We start from the raw sequence: 25,819 nt of genomic DNA, 5'->3' as shown, positions 1-25,819 counted from the left end.
TTGCCCCTGAAATTCGGGGCGCTGATTGGCAATTGGGTATGCCACTACTCGTGTTAACGGCCCATGACCGGAGCAGTATTGATAGGTATGGGGCAACGGCGCCTGTCGCTGTAGCTCAATCTGTCGAGGTGAGTCATGAGCGAGCTTGTTATCGGCCCCCGTTCGGGGCTGCAATGGGTCTCATTGGGGGACTCTGGATCGTCTTGTCCTGCCGCCCGTTCCACGGTTGCGGCCTTTCGATCTTGGGCTGATTCCTTTCTGACCCGACCCAGTCCCGAACTGGGCCGTGACGGACCGGTATGTCCGTATGTGAAACCGTCCATGCGGCGGGACCTGCTGTGGCTCGCGCAGGTCCCGGCCGCGGAGCCGCGACCGATGTGGGTGCGGGCCATCATCGAGGACGCCCTCGAGGTCTATCCCGAACTGCCGACGGGCAATGGCAGTTCGACATCGGTGTTGCGCGGAATGATCACGGTATTCCCGAATTTAGTTGACTATTCATTGATCGACGAGATTCACGCGGAATTCAAGACCAAATTCGTCGAACGCGGTGCGATGCTCGGGCAATTCTATCCGGGATGCGATCAGCCGGGATTGTGGAACAAAGACTTCCGGCCATTGGACGCGCCATTGCCCATGTTGGTGGTGCGCTCGATGATGACAACCGATTTTCCTTTCCTGCTGGAAAAGCCGGAATGGATGGACGCGTATGTGCGCAAGTTCGCACCCGGTCTGCCCGCACATGTGCGGACGGTCATGGTGGGTCGCCTGACGGCCCGTCCCGACTCCTGGGTTCCGGCGTATGAGGAACAGCGGGAAGACGAATCGTGTTCGACCGGTACTCGATGAGGCGTTATGACGCGCGAACTCGCGGCGGAACAGACCGCCACAGTCTTCCCGCTCTCCCCGGCCCAGCTCGGCATGTGGTATGCGCAGCAACTGGATCCGAGCGTGCCGTTGTCGGAGGCGCAGTACATCGAGATGCGCGGGCCGCTCGATCTGGGGGCACTGCGTAACGCCGCGGCCGTCGCCGGGCGCGAATTCGGTTCCGGCGTACTGCGATTGGTGGAGATCGAGGACCGGCCCTACCAGGTCGTCGACCCCAATATCGAGCCCGCGGTGGAGTTCGCGGACTTCGCCGATCGGGCGGAACCCGTTGCGGCGGCGCTGGAATGGATGCGCGCGGATGTGGCTGCCCCCATCGATCTGCTGGGTGAGCGGGCGGGCATCACCGTGGTGATCCGGGTCGGGCCCGACCATCACCTCTGGTACACCCGCGCCCACCACATTCTCATCGACGGATTCGGTTCGGTGACCATGCTGTACCGGGTCGCCGAGCTGTACAACGCGGCCGTACGCGGCGAACCCGCGCCCGCGGGCACCGCCGCTTCCCTGCTACAGGTGCACGAAGCCGAACTGGCATACCGTGATTCGAGCCGCTTCGGCTCCGATGAGCGGTACTGGCGCGAGGTCACCGCGGGCATGCCCGAACGGTGCAGCCTGGTCTCGGCCACCGCCCCCGCCTGCGCCCTGGGCCGCGAAGCCCGCGCCCAACTCGGAGCCGATATCGCCGCACGCCTGGAGAGCGCGGCGCATCGCTTCGACGCCAGTTCGGCGACCGTGGTGATGGCGGCGCTCGCGCTGTACTACGCGCGACTGACCGCCACCGAGGATGTGGTGCTGAGCCTGCCGGTCTCGGGCCGCACCACGGCGGTACTGCGCCGCTCCGGCGGCATGATCGCCAATGTGGTGCCGTTGCGCCTCCGCGTGCCCCGCGAGGGCACGGTGGGCGAGGTTCTCGACGCGGTTCGGGTGGCGGCCTCGGGAGCCTTGCGCCACCAGCGTTTTCGCGCCGAGGATATGCACTGGGGTGCGGGGGATCGGCCCACGAACGGCGTGGATGCCGAGTCTGATTCGGGGGTGCCGTCGGGCGGCGACGGTATGCGGCCGGGCGAGGATCGAGGGGACGCGGCACGGCCGGAGTTCGGTCGCGGCTTCGTCGGCCCGGTCATCAACATCATGCTGTTCCCGGCCGGAATCGACTTCGCGGGAGTCGATTCCAGCCTGCACGTGCTGACCTCAGGCCCGATCGAGGACCTGTTCGTCAACTTCTACCAGCATGGTGCGGGCGCACCGATTCACGTCGACTTCGCGGCGAATCCCCGTCTGTACGAAGAGGATTCGCTCTCCCGCCAGCACCGCCGCTTCCTGACCCTGCTCGAATCCCTGCTGTCCGCCGAGGCCGATACGCCGCTGACATCCCTGGAGTACTACACCGCCGACGAGAAGCCACTGCTCGCGGGTTCACACGGCGCGAAAGCCCCGGAACCCCGCCTGCTACCGGAGATTCTGGCAGCGGGGCTGCGACAGGCAGGGCGTGACGGCCTCGCCGTCATAGGCCGAGACCGCCAACTCACGTACGGCGAACTCGACGCGCTGTCGAATCGCCTGGCGCGCAGGCTCCTACACGAATCCGCCGAAGCCGCACACGCGTCATCCCCGGCGCTCGGCCCGGAATCCACTGTGCTGCTGGCCCTCCCACGCTCCATCGAGGCGATGGTCGCGCTGTGGGCGGTGGCCAAGACCGGGGCCGCCTTCGTACCGCTGGGCACCGCCATGCCCGCCGACCGAATGGCGCGCATCGCCTCCGAATGCGGCGCGACCCTGGGCCTGACCCTTACGAATTGCGCCGACCTGCCCGACGCGGTGCGCTGGATTCCCCTGGACCACTTGCTCTCCGAGCAGCCCGACGCGGACGGCCCGGCCGAACGCGTGACGAACGAATCGTTCATCCAGGGTCTGCGGAGCGCACCGCCTGTCGCGACCGCTGGACCGAGTGCCCCTGACTCCGTTGGAGCGCCCACCGAGGACGTTCCCGGTATTCCCGCGTCCGATCGCCCCGATGGGGATTCTGCGCCTGCTGCAGTGGATGCGCTGCATCGCGGCGCAGGCCCGGATTCGCCGAATAACCTGGGCGGCAAAGGCCCCGGGGTGCGGTACTCCGCCGATCCGCTGGCCGCGCATGAGCTGCGCGGTCGGCCACGGCTGGCCAACCCGGCGTACGTGGTGTTCACCTCCGGGTCGACGGGGACGCCCAAGGGTGTGGTGGTGACCCATGCGGGTCTCGCGGGTTTGGCTGCGGCGGTGGTTGATTCATACCGGGTCGCCCCTGGTGCCCGGGTGCTGCAATGCCTGAACCCGAGTTTCGACGCGTCGGTGCTGGAATGGCTGATGGCCTTTGCCTCCGGCACGACATTGGTTGTCGCCGAATCCGATCCGGTGCTCGGGGACGAGTTGGCGGCGTTGGTCCGCGATTACGGCATCACCCAGGTGTGTTCCACCCCGGCGGTGCTGTCCACCCTGGAGCCGGATGCTCTGGACGGCGTGCGCGCGGTCTCCTCCGGCGGCGAGCCGACCCCGCCGGATATAGTGGCGCGCTTCGGAATCGGCCGCGACCTGCTCAACTCCTACGGCCCCAGCGAATCCACCGTAGCCGTCACCTACACCAAGGGCCTGGTGCCCGGTGAGAACGCGGGCATCGGCGACCCCATCCCCGGTGCGGGCATGCTGGTCCTGGATCGCTGGCTGCGCCCGGTCCCCATCGGCGTCGCCGGTGAGTTGTATGTGACCGGCCCCGGTGTCGCACGCGGCTACGTCGGCAGACCCGGCCTGACCGCCGAACGCTTCGTCCCCGCCCCCGGTGGCGGTCGCATGTACCGCACCGGCGATCTGGTCCGCTGGACGCTCGGGTCGGTCTCGACTCCCGCTGCGTCGGAAGTGGATTCCGAACTGCGCGGCAGCCGCCCCGCCCTGGTGCTGGAGTACGTGGGGCGAGGAGACTTCCAGGTCAAGTTGCGGGGTATGCGGATCGAGCTGGGGGAGATCGATGCGGCGCTGAATGCGCATGCGGCGGTGGAGATCGCGGTTACGGTGGCGCGGCCGGGGCCGAGTGGGGGGACGGTGCTGGCGGCGTATGTCGTGCCGCACGCGGGGGTGAATGTCACCGAGGCGGATCTGCTGGATCATGCCGCGCGGCGGCTGCCGCCCTATATGGTGCCGGGCACGGTCACCGTGCTGGGGGCGTTGCCGCTGACGGCGAATGGCAAGGTTGATCGGCGGGCGCTGCCCGAACCCGTTGTCGCGCAGCCTGTTCAGCGCGCGGAACCGGCGAGTGCGACCGAGCGGATGCTGTGCACGCTGTTCGCCGAGATTCTCGGTACGGCCGAGGTGGGGCCGCATACCTCGTTCTTCGCGCTGGGCGGCGATTCGATCATGGCGATCACGCTGGTCTCGCGGGCGCGGGCGGCGGGGTTGATCTTCTCGGCGCGGGAGGTTTTCGAGCACCGCACCCCGGCGGGTCTGGCCGCCGTTGTCGCTCTCGCGGATGATCGTCCCGCGCAGCTCGCCGAGTTGCCCGGTGGTGGTGTGGGTCGGCTGCCGCTCACCCCGGTCGCGGCGTGGTTGTTGTCCCGGCCGGGCTGGGAGCATTTCGCCCAATCGATGGTCGTTCAGCTGCCGCTGGGAATCGACCGTGCGGCGCTGACCCGCACCGTTCAGGCGCTGCTGGAGCGGCATGACATGCTGCGCGCTCGTATCGTTCCGGCCGCATCCGGGCTGGAGTTGGAGGTGCAGCCGCCGCACCTGGTGGATGCCGCCGCTCTGCTCGCGAGAGTCGCTTGTGCCCAATACGATTCGACGGTCTCGCAGACCGTCACCCGACCGTCCCGCGATACGGCATCAGATATTGCCGATGCGATCGGACCCGAGTTGGCCGCGGCGGTGACGCGGTTGAACCCGCGTGCCGGAATCATGGTCGCGCTCACCTGGCTGGATGCGGGTCCCGGCGTATCCGGCCGACTCGTGATCGCGGTGCACCATCTGGCCTGTGACGCGGTGTCGTGGCGAATTCTATTGCCGGACCTGATGTCTGCCTGGTCCCAGGCTTCCGCCGGGGCCGTTCCGGTCCTGCAACCCACCGGCACCTCCATGCGTGCTTGGGCGCACGCGTTGCGCGATATCGCGGAAGCCCGCGACTTGGCGGGCACGGAGGCAATGCCGGGCGTCGAGACCCCGGTGTGGCCCAGCAGTGAATATGGCTACTGGCGAACGGTTTTGGCCGAGGACCCGCTGTTGGGCACGAGGCGGCTGGACCCGGCGGTCGATACGCACAACTCGGTTGGGCGGCTCGAAGTCGAGATATCCGATACCGCCTCTGCAATATTGGTGAGCCGGATCGCCGCCGCCTATCGCTGCGGCGTCGAAGATGCGCTGCTGGCCGGGCTGGCCCTGGCGTTGGCTCGTCGCCGCGGGACCGTCGACTCGGAAACCGTTGTCGCAGTCGAGCGACACGGGCGGGACGAGACGGTGGTGCCGGGCGCGGAGCTGTCGCGGACCGTCGGCTGGTTCACCGCGCAGGTGCCGGTACGACTGGGACCCGTTGCCGTGGATTCGGCGGTGGGAGCGTTGAAACTGGTCAAGGAGCAATTGCGAAGTGTGCCCCGGGGCGGACTCGGATACGGGCTGCTGCGGTATTCGAACGGGAACACCGGTGCGGGCCTGGCTCGGTTACCGGAGCCACAGGTGGGGTTCAACTATCTCGGCGTGATTCCGGCGCTCGAGATTGCGGGGGAGTGGTTGCCGGTAGGGATGGCGGCCCGTCTCGGCGGTCACGCTGACCCGGAAATGCCTTTGGCCGCCGTGGTTTCCGTGGACGCGGTGGCATTGGAGTCGGAGCGCGGACTGCGGATTCGGGCGGTGTGGCAGTACGCCCCCGGGGCTATCGAGAGCGGTGAAGTCGAGACACTCGCGCGCGACTGGGCGGCGGCGGTGGAGGAGATCGCCGATTCGATTCGCGATCCGGAGGCCGGTGGAATCACACCGGTCGATGTGCCTCTCTTGGCTGTCACGCAGTGCGAAATTGATTCGTGGGAGCGGGATTACGGACGGTTGGACACCGCGCTGCCGCTGACCCCGCTGCAACGCGGACTGCTGTTCCAGGCGCAATTGGCCGGGGGCGAGGCCGATGGGTATTCGGTGCAGGCAGTCATCGATGTGGAAGGCGATCTGGATCCGGCTCGCCTGACGGCGGCCACCCAGGCGCTGGTCCAACGGCATGAAGTGCTGCGGGCGGGTTTCACGCAGTCGGGAGAGCACGCGGTGCAGGTCATCGCCGCCCGCGCGCAGGCCCCGTGCGAGTATCGCGAGGCTTTCGGCGCGACCGAGTCGGAGTTGGATGCGATAGCGGCGCAGGAGCTTTCGAAGCCTTTCGACGTGCCGAAGCCGCCGCTCATCAGATTCCTGTGCCTCGCGATGGGCGAGCACCGGTATCGGCTCGTCATCACGAACCACCACCTGATTCTCGACGGCTGGTCCATGCCGCTGCTGTTCGCCGAACTCGTCGGCCTGTACGAAACCTCCGGGGACGACAGCGGATTCGCGCCGCCGGTCCCGTTCGGCGACTACCTCGCATGGCTCTCCGGCCGCGATACCGAGCGGGCCCGGGACGTGTGGGCGCGCTCGCTGGCCGATCTCGACGGCCCGACCTTGGTCGCGCCCGCCGCCCCGCGCGCCGATACAGCCACCGCACCGGTCGCGCACGCGGTTCCCCTGCCGGATGACGCCGCCGAACGTCTGCGCGCACTGGCCGCCTCTTGCCAGGTCACCGTGAACACCATCGTCCAGTCGGCGTGGGCGCTGCTGCTCGGCACGCTCACCGGCTCGGCCGATATCGTCTTCGGCGCAACGGTTTCCGGACGGCCACCGGAGCTACCGGGTTCCGACCGCATGGTTGGCATGCTGGTGAACACCGTCCCGGTCCGCATCACCCTGAACCCGCGCGAAACCGTCGCCGATCTCCTGACCCGCGTACAGCGTGAACAGGCCGCCCTCGCCGACGCACAGTACCTCGGCCTGGACGAGATCCACGCCCACACCGGCCTCGGCCCCCTCTTCGACACCGCAACGGTTTTCGAGTCCTACCCGGTCGACGCCGCCGCCCTGACCGCCGCCACCCACCAAGCCGAACTGTCCGTAACCAGCATCCGCGCACACGACGGCACCCACTACCCCCTCTCCCTGGCCACCTACGCCAATACCGGATTACGCCTGGAGCTGACCAGATCACCCCGCTATTTCGATGACACGCAAGCGAATTCGATAGCAGCGTCCCTCGCGCACCTGCTGATCGCCCTCACCGAGGATCCGCAACGCCGAGTCAGCGCCTTGTCCTCCGGCGATGTGCTGGATTCCCCGGCCGTCCGGCACGGCGCACCGGCCGATCCGATACGCCTGCTCCCCGACCTGCTCATCGCCGCCGGGCTGCCGGACGCGGTCGCGCTCACCGAGGCCGACGTGGATACGGTCGCGTTCACCGAGTCCGGACTGAACGCGGTTGCGCGTACTGAGGCTTACGGTGGTGCGGGGCGCGTCATGGACCCGCGAGAAGGCTCCGGCGTGCTCGACCGCTCCGGGCTCGGCGCGGGGGTCATGACCTACGCGGATCTCGACGCTCGATCAAATAGTTTGGCGCGCCTGCTGATCGAAGCCGGGGCGGGGCCGGAGCGGACGGTACTCGTCGCGCTCCCGCGCACGCTCTCCGCCATGGTGGCCATCTGGGCCATCGCCAAATCCGGCGCGGCTTTCGCTCCGGTGGATATCTCCCAGCCCGCGAACCGGACCGCGGCCATCGCCGCCGAATGTGATGCCTTGCTCGGCATCGCCGATTCCACGGTATCCGGCGATCTACCGCAGGATTTGCCCTGGCTGCTGCTCGACTCCGCGAAAACGTCTGCCCTGCTGGCAGAGTCGCCCGCCGACCGGATCACCGACGCCGACCGCACCACCCCCTTGCGCCCCGACCACGCGGCCTACGTCATCTTCACCTCCGGCTCCACCGGCACACCGAAGGGCGTGACCATCACCCATACCGGCCTGGCGAACCTCACGAATGCCACCGCGCAGCACTGTCTCCTCAACCGCGACACCCGAGTGCTGCACTGCCTCAACCCGGCCTTCGACGCCGCGATCCTGGTGTGGCTCAGCACTTTCGCGGCCGGAGGAACACTGGTCGTGGCCCCGCCGGAAGCGAACGCCGGTGCCGAACTCGGCGCCGCTCTCATCGCGAGCTCGACCACCCACCTGATCTGCACCCCCACCGTCCTCGCGACCGTGGACGTCGAGGCCCTGAACTCGGTCCGCGTCATCGCGACCGGCGGCGAGCCCTGCCCACCCGCCCTGGTAACCCGCATGACCGCTACCCGCGACATGCCGCGACGCATCATGGTGAACTCGTACGGACCAGCCGAGACCACGATCGCCGCCGCATACGGCGAGCCGATGATGGCCGAGACTGCCGCCGTGTTGGGCGCTCCGGTCCCCGGTGCGACCCTGCTGGTGCTTGACGGCTGGTTGCGCCCGGTACCGATGGGAGCCGTCGGTGAGCTGTATGTGTCCGGTCCGGGCGTGGCACGCGGATATGCCGGGCGCGCAGGACTTTCCGCGAGCCGGTTCGTCGCCGATCCGTATTCTGCCGGACAGCGTATGTACCGCACCGGTGACCTGATGCGCTGTACCGCGGCGGGATTCGAGTATGTGGGGCGTACGGATTTTCAGGTGAAGGTGCGTGGGATTCGCGTCGAGCCCGGTGAAGTCGATGCCATGCTCGTCACCCATCCGCGGGTGGAGTCCTCGGTTACCGTGGCGCGGGAAACCGCTACCGGTGCAACAATGTTGGTTTCTTACGTCACCCTCGCCGCAGCTGTGACGGCGCACGTGGCCGCGACGGACCTCATGTCCTGGGCTGTGGTTCGGCTGCCGCGTTATCTGATGCCGTCGAGCATTCAGATCCTCGCGGAATTGCCTCGGACCCGGACCGGCAAGATCGATTTGCGCGCGCTGCCGGAACCTGAAGTGGCGCAAGCGGAGTACGTCGAGCCGGTTGGGGTCGAGGTGTTGATCGCCGAGACTTTCGCCGAGGTGCTCGGTCATGAACGTGTGGGTGCTCGTGACGATTTCTTCGCCCTCGGTGGCGATTCGCTGATCGCTACCCGGGTGGCGGCCCGCCTCGCAGCCGAGCTGGGTTCTCCCGTGCCGGTTCGACTGCTGTTCGATGCTCCGGTTGTCGCCGATCTGGCTCGGCTGTTGACCGAGACCGAGGTGCGCCGCGTATCCGGTCCTGCGCTGGTGCCGGGCCCGCGCCCGGATCCGGTGCCGCTGTCGCCCGCGCAGCAGCGCATGTGGTTCGTGAATCGCTACGATCCCGCTTCGCCCGCGTACAACGTGCCTGTGGCGCTGCGGCTTTCGGGCCGATTGGACCGGGTCGCGCTGCGGGCCGCGCTTCGCGATGTGCTCGAGCGGCATGAGAGCCTGCGCACCGTGTACCCCGATATCGACGGCGTCGGCGGGCAGCTTGTGCTCACCGTCGACGAGGTGCCGCTGAATCTGGAACCCGTCGCGATTGCCGCCGAAGGACTGGCTGCCGCGGTGATCGATACTGTGACAAGCGGTTTCGACGTCACCGCGGCTGTCCCTTTGCGCTTGCGGCTGTTCCGCATTATGCCGGGCGGGTCGCTTCCGGTGCCCTCGAATGGGCCGCTCGCCGTATCTGATCAAGGCGCTGCGGCATCGCATGCAGACTCGGATGTGGAAGAGCATGTCATCGTGTTGGTTGCGCACCATATCGCCACCGATGGTTTCTCGATGGCTCCGCTGACCCGGGATGTGGCGGCGGCGTATGCGATGCGGGCGGCGGGGCAGCGGCCCGCGTGGGCGGAGCTGCCGGTGCAGTACGCGGACTACACGCTGTGGCAGTTGGCGCGGCTCGGGGATGAGGGGGATTCCGGGTCGCTGCTGGCTCGGCAGGTGGAGTACTGGTCACGGACATTGGCGGGATTGCCGGATCACGTCGAGTTGCCCGCCGATCGGCCGCGTCCGGCGCGTGCGAGCCATCGCGCGGGGGAGACGACAGCCCGGCTGGACGGCACCCTGACGGCCGGAATCGACCGTTTTGCCCGGAGGCACCGGGCTACCCCGTTCATGGTCGTACACGCCGCGCTGGCGGTGCTGCTGGCCCGGCTGAGCGGCAGCGGGGACGTGGTGGTGGGCACCCCGGTGGCGGGGCGCGGGCATCGGGACCTCGATGAGCTGGTCGGAATGTTCGTGAACACCCTGGTGCTGCGCACCGGCGTCGAGCCGGGGGAGAGCTTCGCCGCCCTGGTGGACCGGGTGCGGGAGTCCGATCTGGCCGCCTTCGAGCATGCCGATGTGCCGTTCGAGCGACTGGTCGAGGTGCTCGCCCCGGCGCGTTCGGAGGCCCGGCATCCGCTGGTGCAGATCATGCTGGTGTACCAGAACCTGACGATTCCGGAACTCCGCCTGCCCGAGCTGACGGTGGCTCCAATCGATCTGCCGCAGAGCAACACTCGATTCGACCTGAGTGTGACGGTGGTCGCGGATGCGGATGGCACGCAACTGCGATGCGCCTATGCCACAGACCTTTTCGACGAATCAACGGTCGCCGCGTTCGCCGATCGCCTGGTGCGGCTGCTGGCCACGGTCACGGCCGATCCCGAATTGCCGGTGGGCGATATCGACCTGCTGACGACCGCCGAGCGGGATCAGCTGTCAACCGAGATGACCCCGGCTGCCGCGCCCCGCACACTGGCCCAACTCATGGCCGAAGCGGTCGCCGCCAACCCCGAGGGCATCGCGGTGACCTGCGGCGACCGCCGACTCACGTACCGCGAGATCGATGAGCGTTCGAGGCAGCTCTCCGACAGTCTCACCCGCGCCGGAGCCGGGCCGGAAGCCCTGGTGGCCGTGGGTATCCCGCGCTCGATCGAATCCATCCTCGCTATCTGGGCGATCACCCGCACCGGCGCGGCCTTCGTCCCCGTCGACCCGGCGTACCCGCCCGAGCGCATAGCCCGCATCGTCGAAGTCTCCGGCGTGCCCCTCGGCCTGACGGTTTCCGCACAGCGTGACCGTCTGCCCGATACCGTCGACTGGTGGTGCCTCGACGCCGACTTCACCGCGAAATCCGCTGCGGCGCAGCCCGAGACCGAACGTAGTGACGAGTCCAGTCTGCCGCGAGGTGACGATGCCGACCAAAGCCGCACCGCAGAGTCTGATCGGCTCGGCCGATCGTTCGATGGCCTCGCACTGCGGGCACACCCCGGGAACCCCGCATACGTCATGTTCACCTCCGGATCGACCGGTGCGCCCAAGGGCGTGGTGGTGACGCACGCCGGTCTGGCGAATCTTGCCGAGGCACAGCGTGTTCGTGACGGAATCACCTCCGATTCCCGCGTATTGCAGGTGGCGTCACCGAGTTTCGACGCCTCGGTGCTGGAATTGACCATGGCGTTGAGCGCGGCCGCGACACTGGTGGTGGCTCCGCCCACTGTCTTCGCGGGCGCGGACCTCGCGGAACTGCTCGCCCGGGAGCAGGTCTCACACATCGCCATTACACCGTCGGCGCTGGCGACGGTCGACCCGGCAGGTGTGGATCGACTGCGAGTGATCATCACCGGCGGTGAGCCCTGCCCGCCCGAACTGGTCGCGGCCTGGTCCGCGCCGAATCGCCTGCACTTCAATGACTACGGCCCCACCGAGACCACGGTGTGGGCAACTGGCAGTGCACCGCTGCGCCCGGGTGATCCGATCACGATCGGCGCACCCGCTCCGGGTGTGCGGGCACTGGTCTTGGATGATCGGATGCGTCCCGTCCCCGAGGGTGTGATCGGCGAGCTGTATCTGTCCGGAATCCCTTTGGCGCGTGGCTATTACAACCGCGCAGATTTGACCGCCGCCCGCTTCGTCGCCGATCCGTTCGTGCCGGGGCGGCGCATGTACCGCACGGGCGATCTGGTCCGCCGTCGCAATAGCGATCTGGAGTATCTGGGCCGCACCGATACCCAGGTGAAGCTGCGCGGCCTGCGCATCGAGTTGGGTGAGGTGGAGGCCGCTCTGATCGCCGATCCGGCCGTGGCCCGCGCCGTCGCGCTGGTGCGCGAGGACGCTCGCGGCGGAATGCTGGTCGCCTACGTGATTCCGGAGACCGGAGCCGGGGTGGATCCGGTGGCGCTGAAGCGTTCGGTGGCGCAGAGGCTTCCGTCCTATATGGTCCCGGCTGCCATCACGGTGCTCGATGAGCTCCCGCGCACCGCGAACGGCAAGCTCGACCGCGATGCCCTGCCCGCACCGCAGCTCATCGCCGGTACGCACGAGGCGGCGATCGGCCCCGAGGAGGAGGCGGTGGCCGCGGTCTTCGCCGAGGTGCTCGGCATCGATCAGGTCTGGCGCGATGACGATTTCTTCGCCCTGGGCGGTAATTCGCTCATTGCCACCCAGGTGGTGGCCCGGCTGGGTGGTCTACTCGATCGGTCAGTTCCGGTCCGGGCCCTCTTCGACGCACCGACGGTGGCCGAACTGGCCGCGTTCGTCGTCTCGGGGGCGGCCGCCGATCGCCCCCGCCCCGGCCCTCGGCCGCGTCCCGAACGGATTCCGCTCTCGGCCGCACAGCAGCGCATGTGGTTCCTCAACCGCTACGACCCCGGATCGCCCGTCTACAACATTCCGGGTGCGTTCGGAATCGAAGGGACACTGGATATCTCGGCACTGCGCGCCGCCATCGACGATGTGGTGGAACGACACGAAACCCTGCGCACCATCTACCCCGTGGACTCGGACGGCCTGCCGTATCAGGAGATCCTCCCCGCCACGCCGGGAGCCACCCCCGTCACCGAAATCGCCACAAACGTAGGGGAAGTCACGCAGCGCCTGATGTCGGAGCTGTCCCGAGGCTTCGACATCACCCGCGAACCTCCGCTACGTGTCTGCGTCCTGCACACCGCGCCCCAATACGCGGTGCTGGCGCTGGCCGTACATCACATCGCCGCCGACGGCTGGTCCATGGCCCCGCTGGCACGAGACGTGCTGGGCGCGTATCTGTCCCGGGTATCGGGTGAGAAGCCGAACTGGACCCCGCTCCCGCTGCAATACGCCGATTACGCGCTCTGGCAGCGTGATCTGCTCGGCTCCGACACCGATCCGGAGAGCCTCGCGCACCGCCAACTGGACTTCTGGCGCGGCACGCTCGCCGGATTGCCCGAGGTGCACCGCATCCCGGTCGATCGCCCCCGGCCCGAACTCCCGTCCGGTATCGGCGACCGCATCGAATTCGCCATTCCCGCAGTGGTTCACGATCGCGTCCAGGTGCTCGCCCGTGCACAGGGTGCGAGCCCGTTCATGGTGGTGCACGCCGCCCTGGCGGTACTGCTGGCCCGGCTCTCCGATGAGACCGACATCGCGCTCGGCTCAGTGGTGGCGGGCCGGGGTGACGGCGAATTCGATGATCTCGTAGGCATGTTCGTGAACACGGTCGTACTGCGCTCGCGCCTGAACCCGGCCGCGAACTTCGCCGCGACCCTGGCGGCCACCCGCCGCGCCGATCTGGCTGTCTACGGCAATATGGATCTGCCCTTCGAACGCCTGGTGGAGGCGCTTGCCCCGGCCCGCTCCACCGCGCATCATCCGCTGTTCCAGGTGCTGCTGGCCTTCCAGAATGTGCGGATTCCACGAACCACACTGCCGGGCTTGGAGATTCGCCCGTTCGAGGCGCCTGCTCCCGGTTCGAAGTTCGATCTCGAATGGATGCTTGCCGAGCAGTTCGGCCCCGCGGGTGAACCAGCAGGCATCACCGGTGCGCTCACCTTCGCGACCGATCTGTTCGACCGCGCCACCGCACGATCCATGACCGACGCCTTCATCGCCCTGATCGCCGCCGTCACCGCCACCCCGGACGCCCCGATCGGTGTGGTCGAGGCGGGTGGACTCCCGCCCCTCACGGCGAGGATTCATGACGAGGACGCCCCCGCGGTGAATATTCACCCCGAGCCGCAGCGGCGTCCCTACCGCGCCCCGCGCACCGATGCCGAACGCGCCCTCACCGCATCCTTCGAGACCGTGCTGGCGGCCGATCGGATCGGCGTGGACGACAACTTCTTCGAGGTCGGCGGCAACTCCATGGCCGCGGTGCAGCTGGTCACCCTGGTTCGCGAACGCACCGGCATCCCGGTGCCGCTGCAATGGATGTTCCTGGACCCCACCCCCGCCGCGCTGGCCCGGCGGCTCGCCGAGGCCGCCGAACAGCCGGGCGTGGAACCGTCGCTGCGGGTACTGCTCCCCATGCGCCCGGCGGGTGACGGACCGGCACTGTTCTGTATCCATCCGGCGGTCGGATTGGCGTGGTGCTACGGCGGATTGGTGCAGTACATCGATCGCGCCCACCCGGTCTACGGACTGCAATCGCCGGGCGTGGTCGACGGCGGCACCGCCGACCGCACGATTCGCGATCTGGCCGTGCGCTATGTCGAGGAGATCCGCCGGGTGCAACCCGAGGGGCCGTATCACCTGCTCGGCTATTCGGCGGGCGGTCCCATCGCGCACGCCATCGCGGTCGAATTGCGCGGTCGCGGTGCGCGAGTCCCATCGTTGATCATGATGGACGCCCGCGCTCAGGTACGGATCACCGCCGATGCCGACCTGCCGCCGCTGGCCATGCTGCTCGCCGAATTCGGCGGCATCGATGTGCCCGCGGGTCTCGAGGGCATAACCCCCGCGCAGGCAGCGGACCTGCTGGCCGCCTCCGGAATCTCGTTCACCGCAACCGAAATCGAGCACTTCTACAGCGATCTGCAGCATCTGCTGCGGCAGATCTCCGACCATCGACCCGATGTCTTCGACGGTGATCTGATGTTCGTCTCCGCCGCGGGCAATCCGGATCCGACGCCGAATATCGCGACCTGGCGTCCGTTCATCGCGGGCGCGATCACCGAACATCCGGTCGTGTTCACCCACAACCAACTGGTCACCGCCGCCGCGCTGGCCGAGATCGGCCCGCTGATCACCGCATATCTGGATCGGCTATGAGGGTGGCCGGGCGAATCCTATTGGCATGGCTTCCGGCTGGTGAAGAATGGGCGGGGACAACCCGCTCGGCTACGGAAGGCTCGGACTGTGTCGGTGAACGGGAGACGGCTGCTGCGCGCGGCGGCGGTGGGGCTGGGTGCGCTCGGCGCCGGAGAACTGCTTGCCGCGACCCGGGGCGGTTCGGTGATCGACGGGATCGGGCGGCTGGGGGCCGATATCGCGCCCGTTCCGGTGGTGGAGGCCATGGTCGCCCGGGCCGGACGGTACGACAAGGAGGCCACTCGCGCCGCCGTGGTGGCGAATGTCGTTGCCGGATCGGCGGGTTTGGCCCTGCTGCCCGAGCGCCTGCGCACGCCCGCGGTGGCGGCGCTCGGTGCGGGGGCGAGCGCGCTGGCGCTGCGCGGTGCGAATCGGTCGGCCGCGGGCGCGTTCGGCGGTATCGCGGCGGCGGGTGTACTGCGCGCCGGACTGCGCCGCTCGCCCGGTGGGCTGGGGTCCGGATTGCTCTGGGCCACAGGCGGAGTCGGCATGCTCGCGGCCGCCGAGACCCTCATCCGGCGCGCGGATAAGCGGCACGGCGAACGGGTGCGGCAGCTCGGGCCGATGGGTTCGCATGTGCCGATGGCCGAGGACGGGCTCGGTTCCGAACCGGGATTGTCGCCGCTGATCACCAAGGTCGGCAGATTCTATGTGGCGGACGTGAATTCGCGGCCGCCGCGCATCGATCCGCGCGAATGGCGGCTCGCCATCACCGGTAAGGTCGCGCATCCGCTGCGGCTGTCGCTGGCGGATCTGGCCGAACAGGCGGTGGAATTCGACGCGGTCATGGTGTGCGTGCACAACACGCCGGGACAGCATCGGGCCGGTAATGCCCGCTGGTTCGGGGTGCCGCTGACCGCGCTGTTCGATCACGCCATGCCGGACACCGACGCGACCCGGCTGGTCACCCGCGCCGTGGACGGCTACACGATCTCGCTGGATATGGCGAAGCTGCGCACGGGGGAGCTGCCCGGCTACCTGGTCATCGGCATGAACGGTGAACCGCTGCCGCCCGAACACGGTTTCCCCGCAAGGGTTTTCGTGCCCGGAATCTACGGCCAGTACACGGGCGCGAAGTGGATCTCCGAACTCGAACTCTCGGACGATTCGCACGTCGACTACTGGTGGAAGCGCGGCTGGACCAATGAAACCCTCTGGGTGACACCGCAATCCCGCATCGATGTGGCATCGCCGGGTGCGGGCAGTCCGGGCAAGACCACCGTCGCCGGTGTCGCCTGGGCACCGCCCCAGGGTGTATCCGCCGTCGATATCCGGGTGGACGGAACCGATTGGACCCCAACCGAACTCGGTGCGGAGTCGGCACCCGCCGCCTGGCGGCGCTGGCGCACCGTGGTGGATCTGCCACCCGGCACGCACACCATCCAGGCCCGCGTCACCGGCCGCTCCGGAGAGGTGCAGGACGGCGTCGACCGCCCCAGCTTCCCCTCCGGCCCGAGCGGTTTCCACACCGTGACCCTCACCATCTGAGGCTGTCGCGCGAACGGCCGCGGATCGCGCCTACCTGTGACGATGACATCTGTCATAGGTAGAACATGACGGACGTGTGGGGTTTCGGCCGCCCGCCCGTTCGATAGTGGAGTCATGAATACTCCGGTGCCGGGCCGCGGTCGGGTCGGCTGGGCGGACGAGATCCTCGAGCGTCGCCTGCCGTCGTGGCCTGCGGTAACGTCCGGCGATGTGGTGGACAGTCGGGAGAGTATTGCGCGGCGCCGGCGATTCGGCTGGATCTTCGCGGCCGTATGGTCGGTGTACCTGATCACACCGCTGCGCCGGGCCTGGGAGCTCGACGGTGATGTGGCCCGGGTGTACACGCTCATCGCGATCGTGGCGTTCGGGATCGCCTATATCGGCTCGTTCTGGCGGCTGCTGCAATTGCCGATGACGGGGCCGGCCTGGCCGAACCCGCCATCGCGCCTGGTATTCCCGCTGCTCGCCCTGCAATTGGCGCTGCTCGGTGCGGTCGCGGTGACGCTGCATTCGCATGCGGTGCCGCTGGCGGTCTATCCGGCTTCGTTCCTGGCCTTCACACTGCCTATCGCGCAGGCTATTCCGACACTGATCGGGTTGATCCTGGTGACGGCGGTCATTCCGCAGGCGGTGGCCGGTGATGCGCCCGACTGGGACATCATCCAATCGATGGCGATGTCCGCGTTCGCGGTGGGCGGGATCCGTCAGCTCATCCAGCGCAATCAGCAGTTGAATCTCGCCCGGCAGCAGCTGACCGAACTGGCCATCGCGGAGGAACGCCTGCGGGTGGGCCGCGATGTGCACGATATCCTCGGCCATTCGCTCACCATCATCACGGTGAAAACCGAACTGGCGCAACGGCTCATGGAGATCGATCCGGAGCGCGCCAAACAGGAACTGGTCGACGTGGAACGGCTGGCCCGCGAATCGCTGGCCGGGGTGCGCAGCACCGTCGGCGGCCTGCGCGAGGTATCGCTCGCGGGCGAACTCACCAATGCGCGAACGGCATTGCGCGCCGCCGAGATCGAGGCGGATCTGCCCGTCGCGGATGGGCTCCCCACCCGGCACAGCGTCGTCTTCGCCTGGGTGCTGCGCGAGGCGGTCACCAATATCGTCCGACACAGCGGAGCCCGGCACGCCACCGTGCGGGTGTCCCCGCTCAGCATCGAGATCAGCGATGACGGCGGCGGATTGGGCGACGGGAAATTCGGCTCCGGCCTGTCCGGCCTGTCCGAACGGGTCCGCGCCACCGGCGGGACGCTCACCGTGGCGAACCGGCCGGAGGGCGGATTGCGGGTACTGGCAAGCTTTCCGGCGGCACCGATGGGAGACCCGCGATGATCAAACTTCTGCTCGCCGACGATCAGGCACTGGTGCGCGGCGCACTCGCCGCGCTGCTGGGCCTGGAACACGATCTGGAGATAGTCGCCGAGGTCGGCCGCGGCGATGAGGTGCTCGCCGCCGTCGAACGCACGAATCCCGATGTGGCCCTGCTGGATGTGGAAATGCCCGGTATGGACGGCATCGAGGCCGCGGCCCAACTCCACAAATCACACCCCTCCGTCCGCATCCTCATGGTCACCACCTTCGGCCGCCCCGGCTTCCTGCGCCGCGCCATCGACGCGGGCGCGGACGGCTTCGTGGTCAAGGACACCCCGGCCCGCGAACTCGCCGACGCCGTCCGCCGAGTCCACATGGGCCTGCGCGTAGTGGACCCCGCCCTAGCCACCGAAACCCTCACCGCGGGCACCTCCCCCCTCACCGCCCGCGAACGCGAAGTCCTCGCCGCAGCCTCCGACGGAGCCACCGCGGGCGCGATAGCCAAATCCCTCCACCTCTCCGAAGGCACAGTCCGCAACCACCTCTCCTCCGCAATCGGCAAGACCGGCACCCGCACCCGCGCCGAAGCAGTGAAGGCCGCCGAGCGCCTCGGCTGGCTCTGACACGCGCCTTCCCACACTGCCGGGGCCACGCTCATCGCGCCGACTGTGCTGGGCTGGTGAACTTTTCGTGCAATCCCGTGGATACCTTGTGGGGAACCCACGCCTGGGCGCGGGGGTTGCAGGAATAGTTCACCGCTGCGCGAACCGGCGGGGCCGTCGGTCGGAACCCGCCGCTGCGAGTGGCTTCACTCTGCGGTCAGAACCGTTTCGTAGCGGATCTCCCCGTCATCCCGGCATGCTTTTGGCCGGGATCCACGCCCAATGGTGCCGCGCTCCCTTGTTGCTGCCGCCGCTCAGAAGCGGCCGCCGCGGCTTATGCGGCGGGAGCCGTCGGAGCCGCCGAAGGAGCCGGGGCCGTAGTTGCCGCCGCTGAAACCGCCGCCGCCGCGGCTTGCGCTGCCCATGCCGCGCAGCATGCCGTCGATGAGGACGCCGCTGAGGATGGCGCCGGTTTGGGAGTTGGAGCTTGCCTGTTGTGATTGCCATTCGCGGACGGCGGCCTGGGCGGTGAGTAGCGCGCGGGTGCCGAGTTCGGTGGCGCGCTGGGCCTCGGTAAGGGCTTGGGCGGGATCGGATTCGGTGAGTTGGCGGGCCTGGTCGAGGCTGCGCTGGGCTTCGGCGAGGCGGGTGCGGGGTTCGGCGTCGACGCCGCCGCGCCGGGTGCTGATGAAATCGGTGGCGGCGTTGATCTGACTCAGGGCCGCGGTCATCGCCTGATCGAGGCGGCGCGCGAGGTCTTCGGCGGCGACCTTGCGATCGGTGGCGGCGGCAATCGCCTTGTCCAGCACGGTATCCGCGGCCACCGCCCGCTGGAACGTCCCGAGCGGATTGGTCGCACCGTCCCGGCTCGCCTCATCGAGCGCGGTGCGCGCGGCGATAGCAGCGGTCGCGAGTTCGGGCCCGCCGTGTTTGGTGAGGGCCGCCGCGGTGCCGAGATCCATGCGCAGTTCCTCGATGATGCCGGGCAGTCCGGCGCGCGCCTGGTCGATATCGGTCGCGGCGGTATCGACCGCATCCAGCAGTGTCCGTGCGGTATTGATGGCCGCCTCCGCCCCGCGAATGGCCGCCACCGCCGCACCCTGTTCGCCGACGGGCCGGGCCGCCGCCGCGCGCCCCTCTTGAATGCCCTTGTCCGCGAAGGTGATCCGCTCCTGCGCCATATTCACGTTGTCATGTACGGGTGCCAGCACCGACGCCGGTTGCGCCGCCACCAGCTGCGCGAGCGTCGCGGTCGAGCCGGGCACGCGGGCGGTCAGCTCGACCAGATCCCGGGTCAACGCGTCCAATCGTTCGCCCGCGTTGATGAGCAGATTCCGCATGGCGTCGAATTCGGTGACTTTGGCGTCGAGTTCCTGATCCGCGCGCCCGCAGGTGCCGATGAGTTCCACCAGCATGGTGTGCTGTTGCTCGGGTGTTTCGGGAATATCGTCGTCGAGTTGCTGGCGGATGGAAAAGGCTTTGGCGAGCGCGTTCTTCGCCGCTTCCAGCGCCGCGGTGAATGGCGCGGTGGCGCTCGCGCCGAATTCATCGGTGGCGAGCCGCAATTCCTCTGCGCTGGTGCGAATCGCATTGTCGGTATCGACCAGCAACTCTTTGGATCGCGCGTCCAGTGCGGCGAGCGGCAGTGCGTTGAGCGCCGCGGTGTCCGCCGGATCGACCTTGCGCGCGGCCTCCAGCTCGGCGCGTGAACGCCGCGCCTTGCGCCCGCGCGACCACAGCAGCACCGCGCCCACCACCAGCGCCACCACGAGCACGAGGATCAGCACCACCCAGATGCTGGTCCCGCCCCCGGTGTCATTCATGGCCGCCGACAAGCCATTAGCCGTCGCGATCGCCGCCCCTGCCCAATCCCCGGCGCGCAGCTTGGGCTCCACCTGATCGATCAGCAGCTGATCGACCTGCTTCTCACTGACCGATTCGGGCGCGCTGCCGGTGAACGCATACCCGCGATCACCCACCGCGACCGCGAGCAGCACATCCCGATTGCCGAAGTTGGAGGCCTTCGCGGTCTGCTCACCCCAGCTCTGCGCGTCCATCCCCGCGAAGTCGTTGACATACACGACCCACAGTCGCTCATGGTCTTTCGTGTACAGCTCGTCGATCGCCGACTGCACCTGAGCCGTCTGCCCGCCGCGCAACGCGCCCGCCAGATCGGTGACATAGCTGGGCAGCCGCTGCGGCTGCTCGGCGTGCGCGGGAGCGCCCCCGCCGATGGGAACAATCAAGGCCAGCACGAAGCCGGACAGCAGCATGGAGAGCTGCTTCGGAAGCCGCATCGTATGAATCTATCCGGCGCACGCGGGGCGCGAGGTTTCATCCGGTCACCCGTGTCGGCGGCCATGACTACGATCAAAGGCGTGATCACGATCGATTCCCCGTACACGGGTCATCTCGCCCCCGGCTCCAACCCGCAGCAGCGGAGCGTTTCCGGCGCGCGCATCGTGAAGATGTCGGTGGGCGCCATGGATAACAACGTGTACCTGGTGCAGTGCGCGAGAACCGGCTCGACGCTGCTCATCGACGCCGCCAATGAGGCGGAACGCATTCTGGAATTGCTGGATCAGGAGGCTCCCCAGGGGGTCGAGCTGCTGGTCACCACGCATCGCCATCCGGATCACTGGTGGGCCCTCGCCGATGTGCTCACCGCCCGCGAGATTCCGTCCGCCGCGCACGAACTCGATGCCGAGGCGCTGCCCGTCCCGCCGACCCGCATCCTCACCGACGGTGACAAGATCCGCATCGGCGAGCTGGAGTTCGAGGCAATTCACCTGAGCGGTCACACCCCGGGTTCGGTGGCGCTCGCCTACACCGACGGCGACGGCCGCACCCACCTGTTCACCGGAGATTCGCTGTTCCCGGGCGGCGTCGGCAAGACCGGCTCGCCGGAGGAGTTCACCTCATTGCTCGGCGATGTCGAAGCCAAGCTTTTCGCCCGCTACCCGGATGACACCGTGGTGTATCCCGGCCATGGCGATGACACCACCCTCGGTGTGGAGCGCCCGCAATTGCCCGAGTGGCGGCGGCGCGGTTGGTAAAACTCCGGAACCGCGACCTCGAGCCCGCCTCGGCGCCGGCGCAGGTCGACCAGTCCCATGACGGCAATGTCGCGGGATGGCTGGCCTGGGCGCGTCGACTGCTGATCGGCGGGGTGCTCATGGGGCTGCTGGTGATCGGCGGTACCGCGGTGCGGGTCTGGCAGGTGGCCCGCATCGATGATTGGGCGCCCGCCGACGCGATCGTGGTGCTGGGGGCCGCGCAGTACGACGGCACCCCCTCCTCGGTCTTCCAGGCCCGATTGGATCAGGCGTACAAGCTTTTTCAGAAGGGTGTGGCCCCGCTCATCGTGACGGTGGGCGGAAAACAGGTGGGGGACAACTACACCGAGGCCGCGTCCGGCAAGAACTATCTCAAGGATCGCGGCGTCCCGGCGGATCGGGTGCTGGCGGTGGAAACCGGTTCGGACACTTTGCAGAGCGTCGAAGCGGTATCCAGAGCCCTACTGGCACGCGGTAAGTCGTCGGTGGTGCTGGTGAGTGATCCCTGGCATTCGCTGCGCACCCGCACCATGGCGCGCGATGCCGGACTCTCGGCATGGACCGCGCCGACCAGGACCGGGCCCGCGGTGTACACACGGGAATCGCAGGCGCACGGCATAACTCGCGAGACCTTCGCGCTGCTGTGGTACCAGCTCACCCACTATTCGGCCGATTTCACCTACACGGCGGAGCAGTGAATATGCGCATCGACTACGACCGGGTGTACAGCGAGCACGATCGGGAGCGCCTGGTCCCGGAGACCGATAGAACCGCCGGATTGAGCTGGTCGCCCGCCCCGGCGCGGCGCAGCGAGTTCGCACGCGATCGAGCGCGGGTGCTGCATTCTGCGGCATTGCGCAGACTCGCGGACAAGACGCAGGTCATGGGTCCGCGCGATGGCGATACCCCGCGCACCCGGCTCACCCATTCGCTGGAGGTCGCGCAGATCGGCCGCAGCATCGCCGACGGTCTGGGCTGTGATCCGGATCTGGTGGATCTGGCGGGGCTGGCGCACGATATCGGGCATCCGCCGTACGGGCACAATGGCGAGAAGGCCCTGGACCAATTCGCCGACGCGCACGGGGGATTCGAGGGCAATGCGCAGAACCTGCGCATTCTCACCCGGCTCGAACCCAAGGTCATCGATGAGCAGGGGCAGAGCTACGGGTTGAACCCGACCCGTGCGGCTTTGGACGCGGTCATCAAATACCCTTGGGGCAGAACAGGTCCCGGCTCCAAATTCGGCGCGTACGACGTGGATATGGATCGCCTGGCCTGGGTCCGCAAGGGCGCGCCCGATCGCAGGCAGTGCCTGGAATCGCAGGTCATGGACTGGGCCGATGACGTCGCCTATTCGGTGCACGATGTGGAGGACGGCATCATCGTCGGCCGCATCGATCTGCGCGCGCTGGCGGATCCGGTGGAACAGGCCGCGCTCGCGGAACTCGGTGCGCGCCAGAAGAAATCGCCCAGTGTGGATGATCTGGTGGCGGCCGCGCAGCGCCTGTCCGAACTTCCGGTGGTCACCGCCGCGGCCTCCTATGACGGTTCGCTGGCGTCGTCGGTGGCGCTGAAAAGCCTCACCAGCGATCTGGTCGGCCGTTTCGCCACCGCCGCCGTCGAGGCCACCCGCGCCGCCTGGGGCGGTCGCCAATTGTGCAGGTACACAGCGGATCTGGAGGTGCCGCGGATCGTGGCGGCCGAGGTCGCGGTGCTCAAGACCATGGCGCTGCGCTATGTGCTGTCCGATCCGATCCATCAGGTCCGCCAGGCGGGGCAGCGCGAACGGATCCTGATGGTGGCGCATCATCTGCTCGATATCGCCCCGCGTGGCCTGGACCGGCTGCTGCTGCCCTGGTGGGAGGATGCGAACGATGACTCCGCTCGGGTTCGGGTGATCGTCGATCAGATCGCCTCGTACACCGAAAGCCGCTTGGAGCGGGTCGCCGCGGTAATCCCCTGATATATAGGTTTCGCGGACCGAATCGGAAACCGCTACGGTGAGCGGGAAAATTCGCTAGAGCGGGCCGCAACGAGTCCGCGGAGGGGGGATCGTGGATCCGAATCACCCGAATTCGCCGGATAAGCCCGTCGGGCTGGACAAGCAGGCCGGGGGCGAGCAGCCCGCACAGCCGTCCGCCCCGGATCCGACGGTGGTGGCGTGGTCATCGCAGCAGCCGCCGTATCCGGGCGCTCCGGCCCAGGATCAGCAGGCGGCCTGGGGTCAGCCGCAGTGGCCGAATCAGTCGGATCCGGCTTACGGTGCGCAGCAGCCCTATCCGGGCCAGCCGGGGTACACCGCGCCCGGCGGATACCCCGAGCAGCCGGGTTACACCGCGCCCGGTGGCTACCCGGAACAGCCGGGGTATGCGCCCGCCGGTGGGTTCCCGGCGGACCCCTACGGCGGTTCGGGTGGCTATCAGCAGTTCCCGCCTCAGCAGTACCCCCAGCCGTATCCGCCGCAGGGTCCGGCGGGTCCGCCGCAGGGCACCAATGGTTTCGCCATCGCGGCGCTGATCACCGGTCTGCTCGGCATGTGCCTGCTCTCGGTGCCGTTCGGCGTGATCTCGCTGAGCCAGATCAAGGATCGCAATCAGCAGGGCAAGGGATTGGCGATCACCGGCTTGATTTTGACGGGCGTGTGGGCGCTGGTCGGCGTCATCGTGTTCGCGGTGGGTGTCGCGGATACGAAGGACAGCGTCGACTCGATCTCGCCGCCGCCGTCGTTCTCGATGCCGGCGATGCCGTCGTTCTCGGTGCCCGCGCTGCCGACCACCACGGCGCCGTCCACGTCCGGTGCCGGGTACACGCTGCTGCGCAATCTCAAGGACGGCGATTGCGTCAACGGTGTGCATCGCAAGGTGTCGATCAGCGGTGCGACCGTCACCTCCTGCACCAGCGCGCATGACGGTGAGGTGTTCCTGAACTTCAATCTGCCCAGCTTCCAGGGTGATCAGCAGTCCAAGGATTACGCCGAGACCAAATGCGCCGAGGTGTTCGACCGGATCGACTCCAAGGTTTCCGGCCTGAGCTACCTCTACTACCGGCCGCACAGCCAGTCGGAGTGGAATACCGATCCGTCGGTGCAGTGCATCGCCATCCAGGACGATGAGACCAAGCTGAACAGCAAACTGCCGCGCTGATTCAGCCGCAGTGGTTCAGATAGAACGGAATGGTTTCGGCTGGCGGGCCGTCTGCGAGCAGGCGGCCCGCGTCGAAGACCAGCACCCGGTCGAAGTCGGTGAGCAGGTCCAGATCGTGTGAGATGACCACGATCCGCTGCGGGAGTTCGCGCAGCAGCCGGGTGATGCGGCGTTTATTGCGCAGGTCCAGCAGGGTCGTGGGTTCGTCGAAGATCACATGCTCGGGGCGGATCGACAGCACCGCGGCGATGGCCAGCAATTGCTTCTGCCCGCCGCTGAGCAGGTGCGCGGGATGATCACGGAATTCGGTGAGGCCGTATTCGGCCAGGACCTCCGAAACCCGTTCGGCGATATCGGCTTTGGCGAGACCGTGGTGTTTGAGGCCGAAGGCCAGATCCTCGGCGACGGTCGGCATGACGATCTGCACGTCCGGATCCTGGAAGACGAATCCGACGCGGCGGCGCACGGCCCGGCCCTGTTTGCGGGTGTCGAGGCCGTCCACTCGCACTTGGCCCTGGCTGGGGACCTGGAGACCGTTCAGCAGGCGCGCGAAGGTGGATTTGCCCGAGCCATTGGAGCCGATCACCGCGATTCGGCGTTCGGTGAGGGTCAGATCCAGGCGTGCCAGCACCTCGCGGTCACCGAAGCTGTGCGAGACGGCGTCGAGTTCGATCACGCGCGGGCCGCACTCTTCTTCGAAGGATCCGGAATCATCGGATAGGCCTGGCGCACCGCGAGAGCGGCCAATGAGCCGATCACGGTTTTCACCACATCGCCCGGCAGGAACGCGACCGAGGTGACGATCGCCTTGTGCAGCGGCAGATGCGCGGCCACCGCCATCCACGGCACGCCGATGGCGTAGAGCACGACCGCGCCGCCGAAGAAGTTGATCGCCAAGGCGATCGGCAGGTTGTAGTGCCGCCACAGGCGTTCGGTGAGCAGGCCGATCACCAGTGCGCCGATCGGATAGGCGATGACGAAGCCACCGGTCGGTCCCATGATCACCGAGAGGCCGCCGCGGCCGCCGGACAGCACCGGCAGGCCGATGAACACCAGTGCGTCGAAGAGCAGGATCGCCAGGAAGCCGCGCTTCGCGCCGAGGATCGCGCCCGCCAGAATCACGCCGAGGGTTTGCGAGGTGAAGGGTGCGAAAGCACCCGGCAACTGGATCAGGGGGAAGAACCCGAGTACCACCATGATTGCCGCGAACAGCGCTACCTGCGCCAAATCCCTACTACGCACC

General features: G+C 67.9%; 12 protein-coding genes. 9 read left to right on the top strand and 3 right to left on the bottom strand.

The features are described from left to right. Nucleotides 1-135 precede the first annotated feature (135 nt). The 5 genes from ACFC4D_RS34830 to ACFC4D_RS34810 all read left to right on the top strand — a co-directional run bounded on the left by ACFC4D_RS34830 (nt 136) and on the right by ACFC4D_RS34810 (nt 18,398). Entirely contained in the window at nt 136-849 is a 714-nt protein-coding gene (locus ACFC4D_RS34830; RefSeq protein WP_375968464.1) for a DUF6875 domain-containing protein, read from the top strand. A gap of 6 nt (nt 850-855) precedes the next feature. Next, on the top strand, nt 856-14,928 hold the full coding sequence (locus tag ACFC4D_RS34825; protein ID WP_376069631.1) for an amino acid adenylation domain-containing protein: 14,073 nt from the start codon (nt 856-858) through the stop codon (nt 14,926-14,928). A gap of 93 nt (nt 14,929-15,021) precedes the next feature. Further along, nucleotides 15,022-16,455, top strand: a complete 1,434-nt coding sequence (locus tag ACFC4D_RS34820; protein WP_376069628.1) for a molybdopterin-dependent oxidoreductase — start codon at nt 15,022-15,024, stop codon at nt 16,453-16,455. A gap of 114 nt (nt 16,456-16,569) precedes the next feature. Then, on the top strand, nt 16,570-17,796 hold the full coding sequence (locus ACFC4D_RS34815; RefSeq protein ID WP_376069625.1) for a sensor histidine kinase: 1,227 nt from the start codon (nt 16,570-16,572) through the stop codon (nt 17,794-17,796). After that, complete coding sequence (locus ACFC4D_RS34810) at nt 17,793-18,398, top strand: response regulator (RefSeq protein WP_375968460.1); 606 nt, start codon at nt 17,793-17,795, stop codon at nt 18,396-18,398. Before ACFC4D_RS34815 ends, ACFC4D_RS34810 begins: the two co-directional genes overlap by 4 nt. 293 nt (nt 18,399-18,691) lie before the next feature. On the opposite strand, the gene ACFC4D_RS34805 is transcribed toward ACFC4D_RS34810, so the two are convergent. Beyond that, nucleotides 18,692-20,674, bottom strand: a complete 1,983-nt coding sequence (locus ACFC4D_RS34805) for a TPM domain-containing protein (protein WP_376069622.1) — start codon at nt 20,672-20,674, stop codon at nt 18,692-18,694. 63 nt (nt 20,675-20,737) lie between these two features. Between ACFC4D_RS34805 and ACFC4D_RS34800 the strand changes: the two genes are divergently transcribed. From ACFC4D_RS34800 to ACFC4D_RS34785, 4 genes are all read left to right on the top strand, one after another. Further along, nucleotides 20,738-21,433, top strand: coding sequence for an MBL fold metallo-hydrolase (locus ACFC4D_RS34800; RefSeq protein ID WP_375968458.1), 696 nt, complete (start codon nt 20,738-20,740; stop codon nt 21,431-21,433). Nucleotides 21,434-21,552: 119 nt separating this feature from the next. Continuing rightward, a complete protein-coding gene (locus ACFC4D_RS34795) occupies nt 21,553-22,131 on the top strand; it encodes a YdcF family protein (RefSeq protein ID WP_364640376.1) in 579 nt (192 codons plus the stop codon). A 2-nt stretch (nt 22,132-22,133) separates the two neighbouring features. Next, nucleotides 22,134-23,396 (top strand): deoxyguanosinetriphosphate triphosphohydrolase, encoded by a 1,263-nt coding sequence (locus ACFC4D_RS34790; protein WP_364638486.1) that lies wholly within the window; start codon nt 22,134-22,136, stop codon nt 23,394-23,396. Nucleotides 23,397-23,487: 91 nt separating this feature from the next. Beyond that, complete coding sequence (locus ACFC4D_RS34785; RefSeq protein ID WP_376069619.1) at nt 23,488-24,576, top strand: DUF4190 domain-containing protein; 1,089 nt, start codon at nt 23,488-23,490, stop codon at nt 24,574-24,576. Between the two features lies 1 nt (nt 24,577). Here the strand turns inward: ACFC4D_RS34785 and ACFC4D_RS34780 are convergent, their stop codons facing one another. Together ACFC4D_RS34780 and ACFC4D_RS34775 are read right to left on the bottom strand one after the other, a co-directional pair. After that, a complete protein-coding gene (locus tag ACFC4D_RS34780) occupies nt 24,578-25,252 on the bottom strand; it encodes an energy-coupling factor ABC transporter ATP-binding protein (RefSeq protein WP_376069617.1) in 675 nt (224 codons plus the stop codon). Then, nucleotides 25,249-25,818, bottom strand: a complete 570-nt coding sequence (locus tag ACFC4D_RS34775) for a biotin transporter BioY (RefSeq protein WP_376069615.1) — start codon at nt 25,816-25,818, stop codon at nt 25,249-25,251. The genes ACFC4D_RS34780 and ACFC4D_RS34775 overlap by 4 nt, the downstream gene beginning before the upstream one ends. Between the last annotated feature and the right edge of the window lies 1 nt (nt 25,819).

The organism is Nocardia sp. NPDC056000 (genome assembly GCF_042269265.1).
Lineage (GTDB): Bacteria > Actinomycetota > Actinomycetes > Mycobacteriales > Mycobacteriaceae > Nocardia.
Note: the sequence above shows the minus strand (reverse complement) of the source record. Positions and strands in the feature narration are given on the sequence as shown.